Consider the following 19,047-nt stretch of genomic DNA (forward strand, 5'->3'; position numbering starts at 1 on the left):
GGTCCCTTCATCGCGGTCGCTTGCCCGCACATTGTCCCTGTCGCGGCGGTGCGACCCAAGCCCCGGCCTCCGAGGGCCTACGCTGACCGCCATGGGCAAGGCTTCACGACGCAAGAAGGACGCACAGGGCAAGACCAAGGTCGCCCCGGTGCCGTACGTCGCACGTCCCTTCGAGGGGCTGCCGGGCGAGGCGGACTGGGTGGCGGCCTACGAGATCCTCCCCGCCGCCACGGCGACGCTGACGCTGCGCGCCGACGCCGTGCCCGACGGGTCTCCGGAGACGGTCACCCTGGCGAGTGTGCTGCCGATGGCCTGGCCGGCGCTGCGTCGCCAGGACGGCACCGTGCTCATCGCCAGCCAGTCCGGCTCGAGCAGCGGTGACCCGAGCCGCGACCTCGGTCAGGCACTGCTCACCGCGCTGTCCGCCGAGCCGGGCGCGCCGATCCCGCAGCTGCCCCGCACGACCGCCGAGACCCCGCGCCTGCAGGACCTCATCGACACCGACGCTCCCTTCGAGATCACCGTCCACGAGGGCTTCGACTTCTGGGTCGAGGGCCAGGAGGTGAGCGGCGAGGCCGCCGCCTCCCTCGAGCGGGCCAACGAGTCGGTCGTCCCGACGGCCCCGATCGCCGGCACCCCGAGCACTTACTGGTGCCGCATCGGCGAGCGCACCTACATCCGCCACATCATCGGTGACGCCGAGGACGTGGCAACGACCGCTCTCGCCCGGCTCCACGCGAAGGGCGAGGCCCACCTCGACGACGACCGCCGCCTGCTCGGCATGTTCCGTGCCGGCGGCCTCGTGGTCCCGGTGTGGGAGGTGGCCCCCGACTCCGACCCGTCGGAGCACGAGGCCGCCGTCGCCGACTTCGCCGCGCGCTACGCGACGGCTGCCGCCTCCGACGACGAGCTCACTGCCGAGGAGCGCCGCGCCCGTGCCGGCCTGCTCTCCCGGCAGGTGACGCTGCGCTGACGATGTCCGCCCGGGTGGCCGCGATCGTGCCGGCCAAGGACGAGGGTGATCGGGTCGCCACGACCGTCACCGCGCTGCTCGGGCTCGACGACATCGCGCTCGTCGTCGTCGTCGACGACGGCTCGACGGACCCGACCGCGGCCGTCGCCGCGGACGCCGGCGCGCTCGTCGTGCGCCACCCCGCCAACCGGGGCAAGGCCGCTGCGCTCGAGACGGGCGTGGCCCGCCTGGCCGAGGAGGAGGCCCGCACCGGCGCCGAGCCCTACCTCCTCCTCTTCGCCGACGCCGACCTCGGGGAGTCCGCGGCCAACCTCGCGCCCCTGCTCGAGCCGGTGCTCGCCGGCACGGCCGACCTCGCGGTGGCCAACATCCCGCGCAGCGCCTCCTCGCTCGGCGCTGGCCGCGTCGTGAGGCTGGCGCGCGGCCAGATCGAGGCGATGACCGGTCGCGTCGTCGAGCAACCGCTCAACGGCATGCGGGCGCTCACCCGGGAGACCTTCGCCGACGCGACCCCCCTCGCCTCCGGCTGGGGCGTCGAGGCCGCGATGCTCGTCGACGTGCTGCGCGCCGGCCGTCGGGTCGTCGAGGTCCCCGTCGAGCTGACCCACCGCCGCACGGGCAACGACATCAAGGGACGGGTGCACCGGGCGATGCAGCTGCGCGACGTCTCGGGCGCCCTGCTCGCCCGCCGCTTCCTCTCGTGACGTCGGCTGCCGACCCGGCGGGGCCGTCGGCACGCCCCGGCTCGCACGCCGACCCGCCCCCCCGCGCGCGCCTCGACGTCGGGCTGCTCGTCGCCGGGCTCGGTCTGCTGCTGCTCGTCGGCGCGAGCGGCACGTCGGTCGCCCTGCCGCCCCTCGGGCCGCACGGCTGGGCCCCGCCGAGCCTGCCGTGGCAGCTGACGCCGTGGACGGTCGTCGCGCTCCAGACCCTCGGCTACCTGCTCGGTGCCGCCTCGCTGTGGCGGCACGTGCGCCGGCCCGTCCCCCTTCGCCTGCAGTGGTGGCACGTCGTCGGGTTCGCCGTGCTCGTGCTGCTCACCGCTCCCTTCGGCACGGCGGACCACACGAACTACGCGGCCTACGGGCGCATCCTCGTCGAGGGCGGCGACCCGTGGACGGTCGTGCCCTCGCAGTGGCGCGGCGACGCCGACCCGGTCGTCCGCTGGGTGCAGGACCCGTGGCGCGAGGCGGCGAGCGTCTACGGACCCGTCGGCACCTGGCTCATGGGGCTGTCGGCCCAGGTCGGCGGCGAGCTCGCCCGACAGGTCGTCTGGGTCTGGCAGGCCCTCGTCGTCGGGGCCTGGCTCGGAGTGCGCGAGCTGCTCGTGCGCCTGGGCACGGACCGGCCGACCGTCGACCGGTGGTGGACGACCAATGTCCTCGTCGTCGGGGCGGGCGTGCTCGGCGCGCACGTCGACACCCTCGCCGTCTGTGCCATGGTCGCCGCGCTGGGCCTCGGTCTCGCGGGCCGGCCGCTGCTCGCCGGTCTCGCGACCGGCCTGGCCGCGAGCACCAAGCTCACGGCCGGCGTCGTCGGCGTCGCCCTGCTGTGGGGGTGGCTCGGGACGTCGCCCCGGCCCCGCAGGTGGGCCGAGGTGGCGCGGCTCGTCGTCGGGACCCTCATCGTGCTCGTGCCGGCCCACGCCTTCGTCGGGCGAGCGGCCCTGACGCGGATCGGCGAGGCCGGCAGCGGCATCTCCTACGCCATGCCCTGGCGGTCGGTCTACACGCTGCTCGACCTCTGGCTCGACGAGGGCGTCGCCCGGAGCGTGACGACGTGGGTCGCCGCGATCGGGTGCGTGCTGCTCGCGGTCGCGCTGTGGCGGATCACCGACGGCCTGACCGAGGTGGTGGCGGTGCGGGCGCTCTTCGTCCTGACGACGGCCTACTCCCTCGGCGCCGGGTACGTGCTGCCCTGGTACGAGCTGCCGCAGTGGCTCGCCACCGCCGTCCTCGTCGGGCTCGTCGGTCACGAGGGATGGCGGCGGCTGAGGCCCCTCCTGCTGCTCCTCGTGGCGCGCTCGCTCGTACTGGCCCTCGCCTACGTCCCCGGGCGGGTGCACCTGCCCGAGGACGTCGAGACCGTGACGCTCGCGGTCCGCTTCGTCGCGTCACCGCTGGCGACGCTGGCGGTCTGGGTCGCGATCTGGGTGCTGTGCCGGCAAGCCCGTCAGAGGCGAGTCAGGGGATGGTCAGGAAGGGGTCAACGGATCTAGGATCCAGTGATCGCGCGCAACCCGGGGGGACGAGATGGAGTGCACTTCGTGCGGGACGACGAGCACGGGAGCCTTCTGCCCCGGGTGCGGGGCCCGCATGGCGGCCGATGGTGGCACGGACGACGCCGGTCGCTTCTGGCAGGACGACGAGCCAACCCGCGCCCAGGCAGCACTCGACCCCCGCCCGGGCTGGCCGCAGCCGTCGCCCGAGACCTCGTGGGACGACTGGATCGTGCAGCAGCCGACGCCGCCCGCGGGCCCAGGTCCACTCCCGGTCACGCCCACTGCAGCTGCACCGACAGCGGGGGCCTCGATGGCCCCACCCCCCGGCTCGCACGGCGGCCCGCCGTGGACCGCAATCGTCGCTGCCGTCGCTGCCGGTGTCCTGCTGCTCGGTGCGGGTGGTGCAGCGTTGTGGTTCTTCGGCTCCGACGGCGAGCCCGCGGCCGGGCCCCCTTCGACCTCGACGCCGACGACGACCGTCACGGCCACGCCCCCGCCCACGACGACGGTGACGAGCACCGCGACGCCACCTCCGACGACCACGGTGACGACGACCGCGGCACCACCGAGCGCAGCCGAGCAGCTGAGCGACAAGCGCGACGAGTCCCTCGGCCGGCTCGTCACCGATGGCGACTGGGCGGTGAGCCTCTCGGCCAAGCAGGACGGCACCCGTGACGACCGCCAGCTCACGAGCAGCGGGTCCCACGTCTTCCGCCTCCCCGACATCCTCGAGCTGCACGAGGAAATCGAGTCGACCTACGCCTGGACCGACGTCTACCTGCTCAAGGCCGAGGACCTCGGCAGCACCGTGGGCGCCGATGACGACAAGATCTGGATGACCATCGTCGACCCAGGCTGGCTGACGACCCGCGAGGACGCCGAGGCGTGGTGCGAGGTCGAGTTCTCGTGGCTGAGCGGGGACGACCTCGACAACGCCTGCTACCCCCGCCAGCTGCGGGCTCCCTGACGCCTGCAGTGCGCAGTGGGTCAGCCAGTCGCTGGCCCCTCCACACGCTCATCCCGCGCTCGGCCGGCTCCGGCCCACAGGACGAGCAGCGCCGGCGCGAGGACGAGCGCCGCGGCGGCCGGGATCGCCGTGCCCGAGTCGTTGAGCAGGAAGCCGACCGTGAGCGCGACGACGAGCCCGATGAGACCGACGCGCAGCCCGGGATAGGCGGACATCAGCGGCTGGACCCGTTGTCCCGCAGCGCTGCCCGGCCGCGCGAGCACCCAGATGACCGCGACGAGGACGACCGGCACGAGCAGCGCCGCGCGCTCCGGGCCGAGCAGCAGGTCGACATTGGTCTCGAGCTTCCGCACGAGGATGCCCCACGCGTCGCCGTCGAGCAGGCTCTGGAAGAAGCGGCCGAGATGGGTCCGCTGCTCCTCGGGCCGCAGCCAGTCCGCCCCCGCCATCGCGAGGAAGCCCACGCCGGTGGCCAGACCGATCGCGACGACCTTGGCCCACGTCAGGCGGACGCCGGCGACGGCGAGCACGAGGTAACCGACCGACGGGATGAGCGCGAGCGCGCCACCGCCGTCCGCCCCGAGCCAGGCGTCGACGACGAAGGTCACCAGGCCGACCACACCGACGACGAGCGCGGCGGCCGTGCGGCGACCGCGGGCGACGAGGGGAGCCGCCAGCACGCTCATGAGCAGGAAGGCCGAGGCAGCGAAGATCGCGAAGGGGACGTTGCCGAAGCCGTGGAAGCGGCCCCCGTCGAGAGGCAGCAGGCCGAGGGTGGAGAGCATCGTCATCCGCCCGCGGCCGAGGAGCAGGTCGCCGGCAAGCAGGGCGAAGGTGATCGCGGAGACCGCGCCGACCGCCGTGCGGGCCATCAGCGGACCCTCGCCCCGCAGGTGCGCAGGTGCCAGCCGCACGACGAGCAGCACGAGCGCGAGCACGGCGGCGACGAGCGCCAGGTCGATGACGCCGAGCCGCAGGACGAAGCCACCGAGGACCGACTCCGTGTCGAACCACCGGGTGAGGGTCAGCAGGTAGGTCGAGGCGGGCACGGCCATCGCCGCGAGGGCGACGAGCCCCACGGCCCGGACGATCGTCGGTCGCCAGCGCTCCGGGCCGACGCGGGCGACGAGCCCGGCGAGGGCGAGCAGCCCGACGAGGCCGACGCCGAAGCCCCGGAAGAAGGGCGGGATGACCTCGTCGGCCGCCTGCAGCTGGGCGTCGTCGTCGACGAGGGTCGCGACCCGATCGCGCGCCGGCGCGTCGTCGGCGACGGGCACGAGGGCGCGCCCGGCGATCCCCTCCGGCGGCTCCATCCCGGCGATCGTCAGCACCGAGTGGGTGAGGTCGGCCACCTGGGCCATCTCGTCGCGCGTCGTCGAGTCGGAGTGCAGCCACCCCGCAGGTGTGCCGCCACCGGTCATCGCGAGGAGCCGCAGGCCGGGCTTGCCCCCGTCGTCCGAGAGCCCGGCGACGATCACGACGGTGTCGGCGTCGGCGGCGGTCAGCACGTCGTCGACCGCGGCGTCGACCGCGGCGACCTGCCGCTGCCGCGGGTCCCCCTCCTCGGCGATCGTGATCGGCGGCGCTCCCACGAGGGTGACCGGGCAGGGCTCGGCGACCCCCGGCTCCCCCTCGCCGTGGACGATGCCGTCGCGGGAGGTCATCGCGAGCACCGCGCCCGGCCCGCTGCCGGTGATGCAGCCGCCCGCCTCGTGCACCGCCGACCCGAGCGACCCGATCCGGGCCTCGAAGCCTTGCGCGGCAACCCCCTTCGACAAACCGCTCCAGAAATCGCGGTCCATCTCGACGGAGGTCATCGCCGACGACGACTCGACCTCCGGCAGGGAGTCGCAATGCGGCAGCGCTCGCGGGTCGGCCCGCAGCTGCCCCCGGGTCACGTCCCGCGGCTGGGCCGCGCGGTTGCCGGCGGACAGCCCGAGCCACCCGTCGACCGGGCACGAGGTGAAGTAGGTGGAGCGCACGTTGAGGTTGCTGATCGCGCCGCCCTGCGACAGCGAGTGCAGCGCCGGCGTCCCCTCGGCGGTGACGTCGCTCCACGACAGGCCGGGAGCACCCACGACGACGACATCGCGCGGCCCGGTCTCGGCGCTGGCCCGACCGCCGCCGACGCCGAGCACCCCGGCGACGAGCACGAGCAGGACCAGCACGACCGGGAGCAGACCCCGGGCGCGCGGAGGGAGTGCGGCGCCGACCATGCCCCAACCGTAGTGACCTGCGCCGCGGGCCAGCCCCCGTCGGCCACAATGGGGCCCATGTCCCGCCTGAGTCGACCCCACGTCCTCCTCGGGGTCGTCCTCTTCGTGCTCGTCGCCGCCTGGCCGATCGCGAAGTTCCTCTTCCTCTTCCCGCAGGACCAGTGGCAGGTCGACGTGCAGGTCTACCGCGAGGGCGGGCTCTCGGTCCTGCAGGGGCGCGACATCTACGCGCAGATGACCCAGCCGCCGCAGCTGCTGCCCTTCACCTACCCGCCCATCGCAGCCTTCCTCTCCGTGCCGCTCGCACTCGTCCCCTTCGAGGTCGCGGCCTGGCTGTGGACCATCGCCCAGCTGCTCGCCAACGTCGCCATCGTCTGGCTCGCGTGGTACCGGGTGCGCGAGCGGGTCGGGGTCTGGGCGCCGGTCCTCGTCGGTGTCGTCGCCGCCGGATTCCTGTGGACCCAGCCGGTCGGCGACGGGATCCGCTTCGCGCAGGTCAACGCCTTCCTCGTCCTCATCTGCCTGCTCGACCTGCAGCGGCCACGGCACCGCTGGCTCGCGCGGGTGCCCCCGGGCGTGCTCGTCGGGCTCGCCATGGCGATCAAGCTGACACCCGGCGTCTTCGTCATCCACTACCTGCTGGGCCGCCGCTGGCGCGAGGCCGGCTGGGCGATCGGCACCGCCACCTTCGTCTCGGTCGCCGCCTGGCTCGTGCTGCCGCAGGCCTCCTTCGCCTTCTGGGGCGGGGCGCTGTCCGACCCGACCCGGCTCGGCCCCAACGACGGCTCGGCCAACCAGGCCTTCCGCGCCACCCTGCTCCGCCGCGGACTCGAGGGCACCGAGCTCACCCTCGCGTGGGCCCCGTGGCTGCTCGTCATGGGCGCGGTCGTCTTCTGGATCGCCCAGCGCGCGCACCGCCAGGGCGACTGGGTCGCGGAGGCGGCAGCCGTCGGCCTCGCCGGCTTCCTCCTCTCCCCGGTCTCGTGGGTGCACCACCTGCACTGGATCATCGTCATCGTCCCGGCGATCCTCGGGCCCTACGTCATGCGCTGGCGCCGGCCCGACTGGCCCCGCCTCGGAGCGGCCGCAGTCGTCATCGCGTGGTTCGTCTGCACCATGCCCTTCTGGGGGGTGCTGTGGAAGCGCGAAGGGAGGGACCCGCGCTGGGTCGGCGACCTGCTCGTCGAGGGCAATGTCATCGGCAGCGTCGTCGTCCTCGCCCTGCTCGCCTGGGCGATCCACCGGACCGACCGTGAGATGCCGGCTCGGGTGCCGGGGGACAGGCCTAGGGTGAGCGCATGAGCGCCGTCGAGATCGCCCTGCTGTGCGGACTCGCCCTCGCCCTGGTCGCCGTCGTCGCCCTGCTCGCCCGCACCCGCGCCCTCGGTGAGCGGATCGCGACCCTCGAGGCCCGCTCGCCCGTCGGCGAAGGTGACCTCGCCGCCCTTCGTCACGACATCGGCCAGGCCCTGCGGCACGTGGCCGTCGTCCGCTACGACGCCTTCGGCGACATGGGCGGTCGGCTGAGCTTTTCGGCAGCGATCATCGACGACGCCGGTGATGGCCTCGTCGTGAGCAGCATCCACGGCCGGGGCGAGTCGCGCACCTATGCCAAGGGAGTCGTCGGCGGCGACGCCGACTCGACCCTGACCCCTGAGGAGCGGCAGGCTCTCGCGGCCGCTCGCACCGGATCACCGGACGCCTGACCCCCTTCGTCCGTCCCAGGAGGAGAGACATGACCCGCTACGCCTACCTCGGCCCCGAGGGCACCTTCACCCAGCAGGCGCTGCTGTCGTGGGTGGCCGACGCGGAGCACGAGCAGGTCCCCCTCGGGTCCGTCGACGCGGCCCTCGACGCGCTGCGCGCCGGTGACGTCGACGCCGCGGTCGTCCCGATCGAGAACTCCGTCGAAGGGGGTGTCTCGGCCACCCTCGACGCCCTCACCTCGGGCGACCCGCTCGTCGTCGTCGGCGAGGTCCTCGTGCCGATCACCTTCGTCGCCTGCGCGCGGCCGGGCACCGCGCTGGGAGCGGCTCGAGCCATCGGCACCCACAGTCACGCGTGGGCCCAGGTGCGCGGGTGGGCGGGTGGGCGGGCGCCGCAGGCGATCTACGTCCCGACGCTGTCGACGGCGTCGGCGGCCAAGGACCTCGCCGAGCACCCGGGTGAGGTCGGCTACGACGTCGCGGTCTGCGCCCCGATCGCCGCCGAGCACTTCGGGCTCGAGGTGGTCGCCCACGACATCGGTGACATGAGCAATGCGGTGACCCGCTTCGTCGTCGTCTCCCGGCCCGACTGGCTCCCGGCTCCGACCGGGCGTGACAAGACGACGGTCGTGCTCTACCAGCGCAGCGACCGCGCGGGCGGGCTGCTCGAGCTGCTCGAGCAGTTCGCCGTCCGCGGGATCAACATGACCCGGCTGGAGTCCCGGCCGACGAAGGAGTCGATGGGCTCCTACTGCTTCTCGATCGACCTCGAGGGGCACGTGCAGGACGAGCGGGTCGGCGCGGCGCTGATGAGCCTGCACCGCGTGTGTGCCGACGTGCGCTTCCTCGGGTCCTATCCCGCCGCCGCCGGCACCCCGATCTCGGTCGACCCGATCACGAGCGACGCGGCCTTCGTCGCGGCACGGCAGTGGCTGGACCGGCTGCGGCGGCTCGGGGGCTGAGCCCGGCTCGTGCCCGGCGCGTCACACCCGCCCGGCGAGCACCCCGTCGCACCAGTCGAGCAGCCGGGCCATGAGTGCGTCCGACTCCGGCAGCCGGGCGTCGGAGAGGTAGCTGTGCCACATCCCTTCGGCGAGCACGAGGTCGGCCTCCCCACCGGCGGCCCGCCACGCGGTGTGGATGCGCGCGGTGTCGGAGAGGAAGAGGTCGCGCGTACCCGTCGTGAAGATCGCCGGCGGCAGCGGCTCGCCCGACCAGTCGGCGTGCACGGGTGAGACGAGGGGGTCGCGCAGGTCGGCCCGCCCGGCGTACGCCCGCGCGAAGCGCTCCTGCTGGCCCCGCCAGCGCAGGTAGGCGTCGCGGCCTTCGTTGACGCGGTAGGAGTCGCCCTCGCCCGCCAGGTCGCCGAAGGGGGTCAGCCCCACCAGGCCGATCGGCTGGGGCAGGTCCGACCCGCTCTCCCGCAGGGCCCGGACCCGCTGCAGCACACCCAAGGCCAGGTTGGCTCCGGCCGAGACCCCGCCGAGGAGGACCTGCGGCCCGCGCTCACGGACCCCGGCCTCGTAGGCGGCCAGGCAGTGCTCGATCGCGACCGGGAAGCGCTCCTCCGGAGCGAGCGGGTACTCCACCGACACCACGGGGCGCCCGAGTCCGGCGGCCAGCCGCAGCCCGGTGCCGTCGCGCGCCGACCCCCAGCAAAATCCGCCGCCGTGGGCCCACAGCACCCACGCCTCCCCCGCGCGCGCATCCTGCCCGTCCCTGCGCATTTCCCTAGGCAAATGCGCAGGGAGTGGGCGACCAGATGGCCCTTCCGTGCGCATTTCCCTAGGGAAATGCGCACCGGTGAGAGGAGTCGTCATCACGAGGTCGCCGCGGGCATCGTGCGCGACCTCGACCCCCAGTGCCGCGCGGTCGGTCTCGAAGCCGGCGAGGCGGGCGTCGGCCCCCTTCGTCCGCAGCCACCGGGTGATCCGGGGCGTGAGCGGCCACCGGTGCACACGGTTGTCCGCCTCCGCAGCCGCCGCGACGGCCACCGTGCTCACCGTCGGCGGGAACCACGGCTTCACCGGTGCTCTCGCCCGCTGATGCGCCTGTCGACCCAGGAGTTGACCTCCGCCCAGCGCGCGTCGAGCCAGGCGGCGACCTCGTCGGGCCGGGTGGGGACGTCTTCGCTGTGGTACGTCCGGCCGCGGATGAGCAACCGGTTGCGGAAGGGCACGGCGCGGACCACGGCGGCCGGCCCGGAGATCATGTCGAGGCCGGTGTGGGCGATGACCATGACGTCCGCATCGGGCGCGTGCTCGCGCATCGCGGCCACGCCGCGGGAGCGGGGCTCGAGCACCCACGGCCGCGAGCGCGCGAGCTCCTGCCGCGCCGTCTCCCCGCGCGACCCGAGGTCCTCGACGAGCACCTCGTGCCGCTCGCGGGTCCAGTTGCGCCCCTCCGGGAAGATGAGCATCGCGTCCTTGGCCGTGAGCGTCGACGCGAGCTCCTCGACCCCCTTGGTCCGGTCGTCGCCCGCGCCGGATCGCGAGGGCACGAAGTAGGAGTCGAGGCGCTGCAGGACCATCGCGATGCCCGGGTCCCAGAGCATCGCGTCGGCGAGGATGATCCGTGGGATCCGCCCGGCGGTCGAGGCGAGCAGCCAGGCGATGGCCAGCGAGTCGGCCGGGCCGGCGTGGCGGGAGATCACGACGAGCGGGTGCCCCGGTCGGCCGACGGTCAGCTGGCCCTCGATCTCGACGTGGAAGCCGACGACCCGCCGCGCGGTGAAGAGCACGTTGTCGAGCGCCCGCTTGATGAGCGCGAGGTGGTCGGCGTCCCAGGTCGGGCTCGTGCCGCGCGGCGAGCGCAGCCGCAGGTACCAGCACTCGACGACGAGACCGATGTCCTCCCACATGATGTAGACGGTGAGGAAGAGGCAGCGCAGGATCGCCAGCCGCCGGTCCCACGGCCACAGCAGCACGAGGAAGGGCACGAGCACGAGGAAGGCGAGCGACATGACGATGCCGAAGAGCGGGTAGAGCGCCTGCAGGACCATCCGCAGCCACAGCGGCGGCGCCGGGAGCGAAGGGAGCGCGCTGATCCTCATCGCGTGGTCCCCTCGAGGTAGGCGCTCGTCGCCTCGAAGGCCCGGGCCATCCGCTCGTCGACCTTGGCGACCGTGCCCTGGCCGAGGAGCGAGGCCGTCGGCGTGCGGTCGGTGCCGCTCGGCAGCACGTGCAGCCGCACGGAGTCGGGCACCTCGGCGATCTCCTCGACGAAGCGGTGCCGGCGGGCGATCTCGAAGGCGACGAGCCCGACGTCGAGCGGGTTGGTCGGCGCGGAGAGCGGCTGCTCGACCCGCCCGACCTGGAGCACGTGCACCTCGGTCGCGCCGAGGGCGATGACCCGCCCGACGGGGATCGAGTGGACGAGGCCACCGTCGTAGTAGTGCGCCCCGTCGATCTCGACGGGGGCGAAGAGCCCGGGCACGGCGCAGCTGGCGGCGACCGCCGGCCCGATGGGCCCGGCCGTGAACCACCGGGACACCGAGCCCTCGATCTCGGCGGCGACGCACTGGAAGGGGACGGGCAGGTCCTCGACGAGGTCGACGCCGAGGTGGCGCGCGACGAGGTCGGGGATGAGCCCGGGGCGCATGACGTGGGTGCCGTGCTTGGCCAGGCGCGCGGCCCGCCGCACCGGGCTTTCACTCATCTCCCCGGAGCGCACGACGTCGCGCCACAGCTCCTCGAGGCGCCCCACCCCTTCGACCGTCGGGTCCGCGGCGACGAAGGCGCCGTTGAGCGAGCCGATGCTCGTGCCGACGACGAGGTCGGGGGTGATGTCCGCGGCGAGCAGCGCCTGCAGCATGCCCACCTGGGTCGCTCCGAGGACGCCGCCGCCACCGAGGACGAAGGCGGTCATGGGCATGGCGTCAGATTACTGCGCCGGCGTGTCGGCCCGCGGGTCGGAACCGTCCTGGGGGATGACGTCGACGCCGACCTTGAGGCTGGAGCCACCCCCTTCGCCGAAGATCACGCCCTTGAGCGGCGAGACGTCGCGGAAGTCGCGGCCCCACCCGGTGACGATGTAGCGCGAGTCGGCGAAGTGGTTGTTCGTCGGGTCGAGGTCGACCCAGTCGCCGTCGGGGGTCATCGCCGCGACCCACGCGTGCGAGGCGTCTGAGCCCTGGAGCTTGACCTTGCCCGGGGCCGGCCGGGTCTCGATGTAGCCCGAGACGTAGCGCCCGGGGATGCCGACAGCGCGCAGGCAGCCGGCGGCGAGGTGGGCGAAGTCCTGGCAGACGCCTTCACGCTGGGCGAGCAGCTCGGGCAGCGTCGTCTTGACGCTCGTCGTGCCCTTGGCATAGGTGAAGTCGCGGTAGATGTCGGAGTAGAGGGCGACGAGCGCCTCGCCGAGCGGCCGGTCGGGCGGCAGGATCCCGGCCGAGTAGGCGATGACCTCGGGCGCGATCTCGACGAGGGCCGACGGCAGCAGGTACTGGGCCGCCTCGGCACGGTCGATGCCGTCGCCGGCGGCGATCTGCTCCGCGGCCTCCGCGACGGTCCACGCGTTGAGCCGGTCCATGTCCGGCGCCGGCCACTCGATCTCCATGAGGCTCACCTTGTGCACGTCGAGCACCGTGTGCGGCGTGCGGACCTCGTAGAAGCTCGAGTGGTTGCCGAAGTGGTCGACGTGCTCGGTGAGGATGTGCGGCTCGGGGCTGATCTCGACGCGGTGCTCGAGGACGCGCTGCCGGCTCGTCTCCCGCGGGCGCAGCAGCGCCCGGCCGAAGGAGTCGGTGACGTACTCCTCGTAGGTGTACGTCGTGCGGTGGCGCACCTCGTACTGCCGAAGGGTGTGGTGCTCCGGCTTGATGATCGGCACCAGGGGGTCGCCCGTGGCGACCGGCTCGGGGGCCGGGGGGCGTGACGGGGTGGCGCTCACCAGGACTCCTCTCCACCGTTCCACTGGACCCACTGCACGTTGCGCCCGGCCTGCTTGCGGCGGAAGTAGGCCGCGTCGACGGAGCGGTGCACCTCGCGCAGCTGGGTGCCGAGGCTCGACAGGCTGCCGGCGAGCGGGGCGCGACCGTCGGCGAAGAGCCCGTCGAGGTCGAGCCCGGCGATCCGCTCGGCGATCTCGCGAACGGCGGGCAGCGCGGCCTCGTCGTCGATGAGCTCGAGGTCCTCGACGAGGCGGTCGACCTGGAAGGCGACCGAGCGCGGGTTGGTCACGTCGCGCAGGAGCAGGTCGACGGCCGCCTGCAGTGCCGACATCCCACCGAGCCCGGAGGTGAGCCGGCGGCGGTAGGTGATGACCGACTCGGCCGCGAGGAGCGCCGACTCGGTGGTCGTGCCCTCGACGACCGGCGCCCGCTCGACGGCGAGCACGGAGGCGAGCAGGCGGATCGTCTGCTGGGCGCGCTCGACGCGCTTGCCGGCGTCGGCGAAGGCCCACGCCGGGTCGCGGATCAGCGACTCGACACCGATGCCGGCGAGCGCCAGCAGGCCCTCGATGGTCTCCATGAGCAGCTCCTGCAGGTCGTCCTGCGGGACGGCGTGCTGGAGGGTGCGCTCGAGGCGCGACATGACGAGCCAGGTGTCGAGGGAGAGGCTCTCGCGGACCGCCTGGGCAGCGATGACGGCGCGGTGGGTGCTGTAGGCGACCGACCCGACGATGCGGGGGTCGAGGGTGAGCGCGCGCAGGTGCGGCAGCGGGTCCTCGCGGCGGCTGGCCCCCTCGTCGCCGACGAAGCCGGGGTGCACCGACATGACCTCGGTGACCGCGTCGAGGATCGCGAGCATCGCGGCGTGGCCGGTGGTGCCAGGGCGGGCCGCGTGGTCGTCGACGAGGTTGTCCGCGACCCGCAGCAGGCGGGCGGCGGCCTCGGCGCGCTCGGCGTAGCGGCCCATCCAGTACAGGTCGGCGGCGACACGGGGTGCGGGGGCCGCGTAGCCGGCGGCGGTCCCCCCTTCGACCGTGGCGAAGGGGAGGCCCTCCCCCTCGGGGGCGGTCGCCTCGGTGTCGGCGCGGACCCACACGTCCTTGCTCATCGCGCCGGTGAAGCTCGAGATGGCGCCGGAGTCGGCGCGGACGGCGAGCCGGCCGAGGCCGCCGGGCATGACGACGTAGTCCTCCTCGTCGGCGACGGCGAAGGTGCGCAGCACGACGCTGCGCGGCTCGAGGCCGCCGGCGGTGACCACGGGTGCCGTCGACATCGTCAGCGGGTCCTGCGCGGTCCAGCGCCACGGCTCGGCCTGGATGCGCATGGCGAGCTCGTCGCGCTCGTCGGCGCTCAGCTCCCAGCCGAAGACCGAGTTGCTGTTGCCGCTGCGCGAGGCCGGCTTGACGACGAGGCTGGAGAGGTTGGTGACGATGTGGCTGAGGTGGGTGGGCTCGCCGGCCCACCACGTCTGGGTCGAGGCGAGGGAGAGGTCCTCGCCGAGGACGTGCCGGCAGATCTGCGGCAGGTAGGGGATGAGCGCCGGGTTTTCGAGCACCCCGGAGGAGATCGGGTTGACGATCGAGACGTGGCCGAGGCGGGCGGCCTCGACGACGCCGGGCAGGCCGAGGCGGGAGTCGCCGCGCAGGTCGAGCTGGTCGATGGCATCGCCCTCGACGCGGCGCATGATGACGTCGACCGGGGAGAGCCCGCTCGTCGTGCGCATCCAGATGCGGCCGTCGCGGCTGACGAGGTCCTCGGACTCGACGACGGGCACGCCGAGCACGGTGGACTGCAGCGCCTCGTCGAAGGCCGCGTCGCTCAGCGCGCCGGGCGTGAGGATGACGATGCGGGGCACGTCGTCGGTGTCGGGGGCGGCGGCGACGAGCGCCTTGTGCACGTGGAAGAAGAACCCGCGCAGCCGCGCGAGGTCGACCTCGCGGTGCAGGTCGGGCAGGACGCGCGCGATGATCCGGCGGTTGGCCATGGCGTAGCCCGCGCCGGTCGGTGCCTGGGTGCGGTCGGAGAAGACCCGCCAGGCCCCGTTGCGGTCGCGGGCGAGGTCCATCGCCGGCATGACGAGCTGGCGGGGCCCGGGCAGGTGGATGCCGTCGGCCTGCGGGAGCCAGCCGTCGTGCCCGTAGACGGCGGCACCGGGCAGGATCCCGGAGCGCACGAGGCTCTGCTCGCCGGTGAGGTCGGTGAGCACGGCGTCGAGCAGGGCGGCGCGCTGGCGCACGCCCTGCTCGAGGCGGGCCCACTCGGTGGAGCCGAAGGTGAGCGGCAGCGGGTCGAGCTCCCACTCGCGCGGCTCGGTGGGGATCTGGCGCCCTTCGGGTGCCTCGCTGTCCTCGGGGGAGACGCCGGCGCCGTAGGTGATGCCGTCGTCGGCGACGAAGCGCCGGGTCGCCGAGCGCGCTGCGAGGAGGGCGGTCAGACCGGCGCCGGCGATCTGGTCGGCGAGCGGCTGCGCCGCCTCACGCACCCCGTCGAGGGTGACGAGCTCGTCGACCCCTTCGCTGCTCGTGACGATCTCGCGGTAGTCGTCGAGCAGGGGTGAGGACCGGTCACCGATGGCCGCAGCGGACATGTGGCGACACTAACGCTGTTGGGTGGACTGGCCCGAACCCCATCCGCCCCACGTTTCTCGGGTCACCCGAGAATCGCCCCCTTCGCAAGAGTTTGGAACCCTTGCGAAGGGGGCGTTTCTCTTGCTGAGTCGGCGCGAAGGGGGGTCAGCGCCTCCCGTGGCCCCGGCCGACCTGCGTGTCGACCCACACCAGCCGGTGGTCGCTCGTCGGGAAGGGGTAGCTGCCGGTGAGCCGGTACAGCGGGTGCTCGCTCGTGGGCCAGAAGACCCGTGCGTGCCGGATCGGCAGGTCGCGGCTCGGCAGGACGTAGTCGGCGCGGATGTTGCCCGGCGGCTCGGCGAAGTCGGCGGTGTCCTGCGCGGGGTTGCCGACGTGCTCGTCGTTGATCCCGCCCTGCTGCTCGCTCGCCTCGACGGCGCCGCGGCTCGTCGGGGTCACCGAGGTGTTGACCCGCGGGTGGTCCAGGAGCTGGTGGATCGCGTCGTCGGTGCTGTCGCCGTCGTCGGGGTCGGCGTTCTGGTCGCCCGCGATGACGAAGCTGGCCCCCCGCGGGAGGCCACCTCGCCTCCCTTCGTCGTCGCGGATCCAGCGGGCGTCCGTGCCGCCGGAGACATAGTCGGCCCACAGACGGATCTCGTCGGCGTTGCGCCGCCCGTTGCGGTCCTCGGGCCCGTCGAAGGTGGGCGGTGTCGGGTGGCTGGCGAGGAGGTGGACGGTCCTGGCGCCGATGCGGATCGGCAGGTCCCAGTGGCTCTTGCTGCTCAGCCGCAGGTCGGCCTGCTCGGCGGGCGAGTAGTAGTCGGTGGGCATGCGGTTGCCGGGCATCGACTGCCACTTCAGCTGCTGGAAGGTGCGCACCTTGCGCGTGTCGATCGGGTACTTGCTGTAGACGACCATGCCGTACTGCCCGGGGAAGAGCCCGAAGCCGTAGGCGTCGTCGCCCCCGCCGACGGTCCCGTCGTTGTTGAGGTCGTGGCCGCTCGGGACGCCCGTGTTGCTCGGCGCGATGTAGTGGTAGGGGTAGTCCACGGGGTCGGCGCCGCGCTGGCCCACGGCCAGGTAGTTGTCGCGAAAGAGGCGAGCGGCCTTGCGGGAGTAGTCGAACTCGTTGACGAGCACGACGTCGGGGTCAGCCCGCTGGATCGTCTCGGCGACGTTGCGCGCCTGCTCGTTGTCACCGGTCGACAGGTCCTGCTCGAGCTGGCCCTCGGTGGCCCGGTTGAGCGAGGCGTTGAAGGTCGCGAAGCGCACCTCCTGACCATGGTGCGGGTGCTTCCCCTTCGGCCGGTGGTCGTGGGCGGTGGCCGGGGCGGCCAGGGTCAGGGCGAGGGCGGCCGCGCCGACGAGCGCGGCGGTCCGGCGGGTGCGTGGCGTCATGCTCCCGACGCTAGGGCCGAAGGGAGAACACCGCCTGTCCAATGGACCAACGCTTCCTCCCCGCCCCCTGAGGAGGTCGCCCCGCGACCGTCTCGAAGGGGCCCCCACCCCCACCGCTCCCTGAGGAGGTCGCCCCGCGACCGTCTCGAAGGGTCCCTGAGGAGGTCGCCCCGCGACCGTCTCGAAGGGATCGCAAACATTCCTTTGCAAACAGACCTTTGCGGTCTAGGCTCCTCCCCATGGACCCCGTCACCCCCGACGTCACCCAGCTGCGCGCGCTGACCCACCCGGTGCGCATGCGCATCCTCGGCCTGCTCCGCACACTCGGTCCGGCGACGGCGAGCCAGGTCGCGCGCCGCCTCGGACTCAACTCGGGGGCGACGAGCTATCACCTACGCCAGCTCGCGGAGCACGGCTTCGTCGAGGAGGCGAACGACCTCGGCAACAACCGCGACCGGTGGTGGCGGGCGAGTGCCATGACGACCTCCGTCCGCGACGACGACGTGACGACGGACGAAGGGAGGGACGCCACCGACGCCTTCCACCAGCTGGCCGTCACCCAGCTCGCGAGCCGCATGCAGGGCGCCGCCGTCCGTCGAGGGGGCGAGAGCGAGGAGTGGCGCGCCGTCACCTCGATCAGCGACCTCCAGGTCCCCGTGACCGCGGAACAGGCGGCGCAGATACTCACCCGCTTCGAGGACCTCATGTGGGAGGTCCTCGCCGAGCACCCGCCCACGCCCGGCGAGCTCGCCGACGACCAGCGTCGCTACGCCGTCGTCATCTCGAGCTTCCCCGCCGATGACGAACCCGGGTGGGAGTCACGATGACCGAGCCCCTCTCCCCCCTCGCCGCCCGCCGGGTCTTCCTCACCCTGACGACGACCCGCTGGCTGCCGATCGGCTTCGTCGTCGGGCTGCTCGTGCTGTGGCAGCTCGAGCGCGGCCTGAACCTGCCGCAGGCGCTCACGGCCTCGGCCGTCATCGGCGTCGCGGTCGTCGCGCTGGAGCTACCGACCTCCGGCTTCGCGGACGCCCTCGGTCGCCGCCCGGTCCTCATCGCCGCCGGGCTGGCCAATGTCGCCGCGATGGTTGCGCTCCTTGTCGCCCACTCCTTCACCGCCTTCGTCATCGCGTCGGTGCTCACTGGCGTCTTCCGCGCCCTCGACTCCGGCCCGCTCGAGGCCTGGTACGTCGACACGGTCCACGCCACCCGCCCGGGCGCCGACGTCGACCAGGACCTCTCGCGATCCACCTCGATCCTCGGGCTGGCGATCGCCGGCGGGGCGCTGCTGTCCGGTGGCCTCGTCGCCTGGCACCCGATCGGGTCGCACTCGGCGCTGTGGCTGCCCGTCGTCATCTGCCTCGTGCTCTCGGTGCTCCACCTCGCCGCGGTCGTCGTCCTGCTCCGCGAGCCGGTGACCCACGTCGACTCGACCGGCTGGTCGCGGGCGCTGTCCTCGGCCCGCGAGACCCCCGGCGTCATCGCCTCAGGTCTGCGGCTCGTGCGCGACAACCCGGTGCTCCGCGGGCTGGTGCTGCTCGAGGTCTTCTGGAGCACCGCGATGATCTCGATGGAGTCGCTGACCCCGGTGCGCATGGCCGAGCTCCCCGGCGGCGAGGAGCGAGCGGGCGTCGTCATGGGCCCGCTCGCCGCGGGAGCCTGGGTCGTCTTCGCCGTCGGCGCCTGGCTGTGCGGTCGGGCCTCCGCCCGCTGGGGTGTCGCGCGCGCCGCCATCCTCGGCCGGGTCGTCCACAGCGTGCTGACGATCGGGATGGCCCTGGTCGTCGGGCCGGTCGGCCTCGTCGTCGCCCACCTGCTCGCCTACACCGGCCACGGCATGCAGGGCCCGGCCTACAGCGCGTTGCTGCACCGCGAGGCGACCTCGGCCAACCGCGCGACCGTGCTCTCGCTGGGCTCGATGTGCGCCTTCGGGTCCACCGCGGTCACCATGCCGCTCGCGGGCCTGCTCGCCGCCGCGACGTCGACTCAGGTCGCGATGGCTGCCGCCGGGATCTTCGGCCTCGGTGGCGTCTGGTGCCTGCTCCCTGCGCTGCGAGCCGAGCGCCGCCGCCCTTCGCTCGTCGCCTCGGTCGCGACAACCTGACCAG

General features: G+C 73.5%; 16 protein-coding genes. 9 read left to right on the plus strand and 7 right to left on the minus strand.

Annotated features, from left to right (window positions below):
* The first annotated feature begins 91 nt into the window (after positions 1-91).
* The 4 genes from CWN80_RS14910 (at position 92) to CWN80_RS15455 (ending at position 4,161) form a co-directional block, all read left to right on the plus strand.
* Positions 92-973 (plus strand): DUF5926 family protein, encoded by an 882-nt coding sequence (locus tag CWN80_RS14910; protein ID WP_007928558.1) that lies wholly within the window; start codon positions 92-94, stop codon positions 971-973.
* A 2-nt stretch (positions 974-975) separates the two neighbouring features.
* Positions 976-1,677 (plus strand): glycosyltransferase, encoded by a 702-nt coding sequence (locus CWN80_RS14915; RefSeq protein WP_128277493.1) that lies wholly within the window; start codon positions 976-978, stop codon positions 1,675-1,677.
* Positions 1,674-3,191: a glycosyltransferase family 87 protein gene (locus tag CWN80_RS14920; RefSeq protein ID WP_007928556.1), complete on the plus strand. Its 1,518-nt coding sequence runs from the start codon at positions 1,674-1,676 to the stop codon at positions 3,189-3,191. The genes CWN80_RS14915 and CWN80_RS14920 overlap by 4 nt, the downstream gene beginning before the upstream one ends.
* A 313-nt stretch (positions 3,192-3,504) precedes the next feature.
* Complete coding sequence (locus CWN80_RS15455; RefSeq protein WP_156811788.1) at positions 3,505-4,161, plus strand: hypothetical protein; 657 nt, start codon at positions 3,505-3,507, stop codon at positions 4,159-4,161.
* Positions 4,162-4,181: 20 nt separating this feature from the next.
* Here CWN80_RS15455 and CWN80_RS15460 read toward each other — a convergent pair whose 3' ends face one another.
* Complete coding sequence (locus CWN80_RS15460) at positions 4,182-6,377, minus strand: alkaline phosphatase family protein (protein ID WP_157986940.1); 2,196 nt, start codon at positions 6,375-6,377, stop codon at positions 4,182-4,184.
* Positions 6,378-6,434: 57 nt separating this feature from the next.
* On the opposite strand from CWN80_RS15460, the gene CWN80_RS14935 reads away from it, so the two are divergent.
* From CWN80_RS14935 to pheA, 3 genes are read left to right on the plus strand one after another with little or no spacing between them, the layout of a single operon-like run.
* Entirely contained in the window at positions 6,435-7,679 is a 1,245-nt protein-coding gene (locus tag CWN80_RS14935) for a glycosyltransferase 87 family protein (protein ID WP_238148264.1), read from the plus strand.
* Entirely contained in the window at positions 7,676-8,083 is a 408-nt protein-coding gene (locus CWN80_RS14940) for a DUF4446 family protein (RefSeq protein ID WP_007928547.1), read from the plus strand. The genes CWN80_RS14935 and CWN80_RS14940 overlap by 4 nt, the downstream gene beginning before the upstream one ends.
* Positions 8,084-8,112: 29 nt before the next feature.
* Positions 8,113-9,045 carry a prephenate dehydratase gene (gene pheA, locus CWN80_RS14945; RefSeq protein WP_007928545.1) on the plus strand — a complete coding sequence of 311 codons (933 nt, stop codon included), beginning with the start codon at positions 8,113-8,115 and terminating at the stop codon, positions 9,043-9,045.
* A 21-nt stretch (positions 9,046-9,066) separates the two neighbouring features.
* Here the strand turns inward: pheA and CWN80_RS14950 are convergent, their stop codons facing one another.
* The 6 genes from CWN80_RS14950 to CWN80_RS14975 all read right to left on the minus strand — a co-directional run bounded on the left by CWN80_RS14950 (position 9,067) and on the right by CWN80_RS14975 (position 16,939).
* Positions 9,067-10,110, minus strand: coding sequence for an alpha/beta hydrolase (locus tag CWN80_RS14950; RefSeq protein ID WP_128277495.1), 1,044 nt, complete (start codon positions 10,108-10,110; stop codon positions 9,067-9,069).
* Positions 10,107-11,135, minus strand: a complete 1,029-nt coding sequence (locus tag CWN80_RS14955; RefSeq protein WP_007928542.1) for a 1-acyl-sn-glycerol-3-phosphate acyltransferase — start codon at positions 11,133-11,135, stop codon at positions 10,107-10,109. The genes CWN80_RS14950 and CWN80_RS14955 overlap by 4 nt, the downstream gene beginning before the upstream one ends.
* Complete coding sequence (locus CWN80_RS14960; RefSeq protein ID WP_128277496.1) at positions 11,132-11,956, minus strand: patatin-like phospholipase family protein; 825 nt, start codon at positions 11,954-11,956, stop codon at positions 11,132-11,134. Before CWN80_RS14960 ends, CWN80_RS14955 begins: the two co-directional genes overlap by 4 nt.
* A 9-nt stretch (positions 11,957-11,965) precedes the next feature.
* Complete coding sequence (locus CWN80_RS14965; protein WP_007929912.1) at positions 11,966-12,973, minus strand: transglutaminase family protein; 1,008 nt, start codon at positions 12,971-12,973, stop codon at positions 11,966-11,968.
* The gene (locus CWN80_RS14970) at positions 12,970-15,561 is read right to left on the minus strand and encodes a circularly permuted type 2 ATP-grasp protein (RefSeq protein WP_128277498.1); all 2,592 of its coding nucleotides are present in this window, start codon (positions 15,559-15,561) and stop codon (positions 12,970-12,972) included. Before CWN80_RS14970 ends, CWN80_RS14965 begins: the two co-directional genes overlap by 4 nt.
* Before the next feature lie 145 nt (positions 15,562-15,706).
* Positions 15,707-16,939, minus strand: coding sequence for an endonuclease/exonuclease/phosphatase family protein (locus tag CWN80_RS14975; RefSeq protein ID WP_007929919.1), 1,233 nt, complete (start codon positions 16,937-16,939; stop codon positions 15,707-15,709).
* 239 nt (positions 16,940-17,178) lie between these two features.
* On the opposite strand from CWN80_RS14975, the gene CWN80_RS14980 reads away from it, so the two are divergent.
* Positions 17,179-17,766: a winged helix-turn-helix domain-containing protein gene (locus CWN80_RS14980; RefSeq protein WP_007929853.1), complete on the plus strand. Its 588-nt coding sequence runs from the start codon at positions 17,179-17,181 to the stop codon at positions 17,764-17,766.
* Positions 17,763-19,043, plus strand: coding sequence for an MFS transporter (locus CWN80_RS14985; RefSeq protein WP_007929852.1), 1,281 nt, complete (start codon positions 17,763-17,765; stop codon positions 19,041-19,043). The genes CWN80_RS14980 and CWN80_RS14985 overlap by 4 nt, the downstream gene beginning before the upstream one ends.
* The last annotated feature ends 4 nt before the right edge of the window (positions 19,044-19,047 follow it).

Origin of the sequence: Janibacter hoylei PVAS-1, assembly GCF_004025845.1 — a bacterium.
Taxonomy (GTDB): domain Bacteria; phylum Actinomycetota; class Actinomycetes; order Actinomycetales; family Dermatophilaceae; genus Janibacter; species Janibacter hoylei.

Excerpts from the sequence above, each read along its gene's own strand:
- CWN80_RS14915 (WP_128277493.1), top strand. The coding sequence starts at position 976 with ATGTCCGCCCGGGTGGCCGCGATCGTGCCGGCCAAGGACGAGGGTGAT.
- CWN80_RS14960 (WP_128277496.1), bottom strand. The coding sequence starts at position 11,956 with ATGCCCATGACCGCCTTCGTCCTCGGTGGCGGCGGCGTCCTCGGAGCG.
- CWN80_RS14910 (WP_007928558.1), top strand. The coding sequence starts at position 92 with ATGGGCAAGGCTTCACGACGCAAGAAGGACGCACAGGGCAAGACCAAG.
- CWN80_RS14970 (WP_128277498.1), bottom strand. The coding sequence starts at position 15,561 with ATGTCCGCTGCGGCCATCGGTGACCGGTCCTCACCCCTGCTCGACGAC.
- CWN80_RS14940 (WP_007928547.1), top strand. The coding sequence starts at position 7,676 with ATGAGCGCCGTCGAGATCGCCCTGCTGTGCGGACTCGCCCTCGCCCTG.
- CWN80_RS14955 (WP_007928542.1), bottom strand. The coding sequence starts at position 11,135 with ATGAGGATCAGCGCGCTCCCTTCGCTCCCGGCGCCGCCGCTGTGGCTG.
- CWN80_RS14935 (WP_238148264.1), top strand. The coding sequence starts at position 6,435 with ATGTCCCGCCTGAGTCGACCCCACGTCCTCCTCGGGGTCGTCCTCTTC.
- pheA (WP_007928545.1), top strand. The coding sequence starts at position 8,113 with ATGACCCGCTACGCCTACCTCGGCCCCGAGGGCACCTTCACCCAGCAG.
- CWN80_RS15460 (WP_157986940.1), bottom strand. The coding sequence starts at position 6,377 with ATGGTCGGCGCCGCACTCCCTCCGCGCGCCCGGGGTCTGCTCCCGGTC.
- CWN80_RS15455 (WP_156811788.1), top strand. The coding sequence starts at position 3,505 with ATGGCCCCACCCCCCGGCTCGCACGGCGGCCCGCCGTGGACCGCAATC.
- CWN80_RS14985 (WP_007929852.1), top strand. The coding sequence starts at position 17,763 with ATGACCGAGCCCCTCTCCCCCCTCGCCGCCCGCCGGGTCTTCCTCACC.
- CWN80_RS14975 (WP_007929919.1), bottom strand. The coding sequence starts at position 16,939 with ATGACGCCACGCACCCGCCGGACCGCCGCGCTCGTCGGCGCGGCCGCC.
- CWN80_RS14980 (WP_007929853.1), top strand. The coding sequence starts at position 17,179 with ATGGACCCCGTCACCCCCGACGTCACCCAGCTGCGCGCGCTGACCCAC.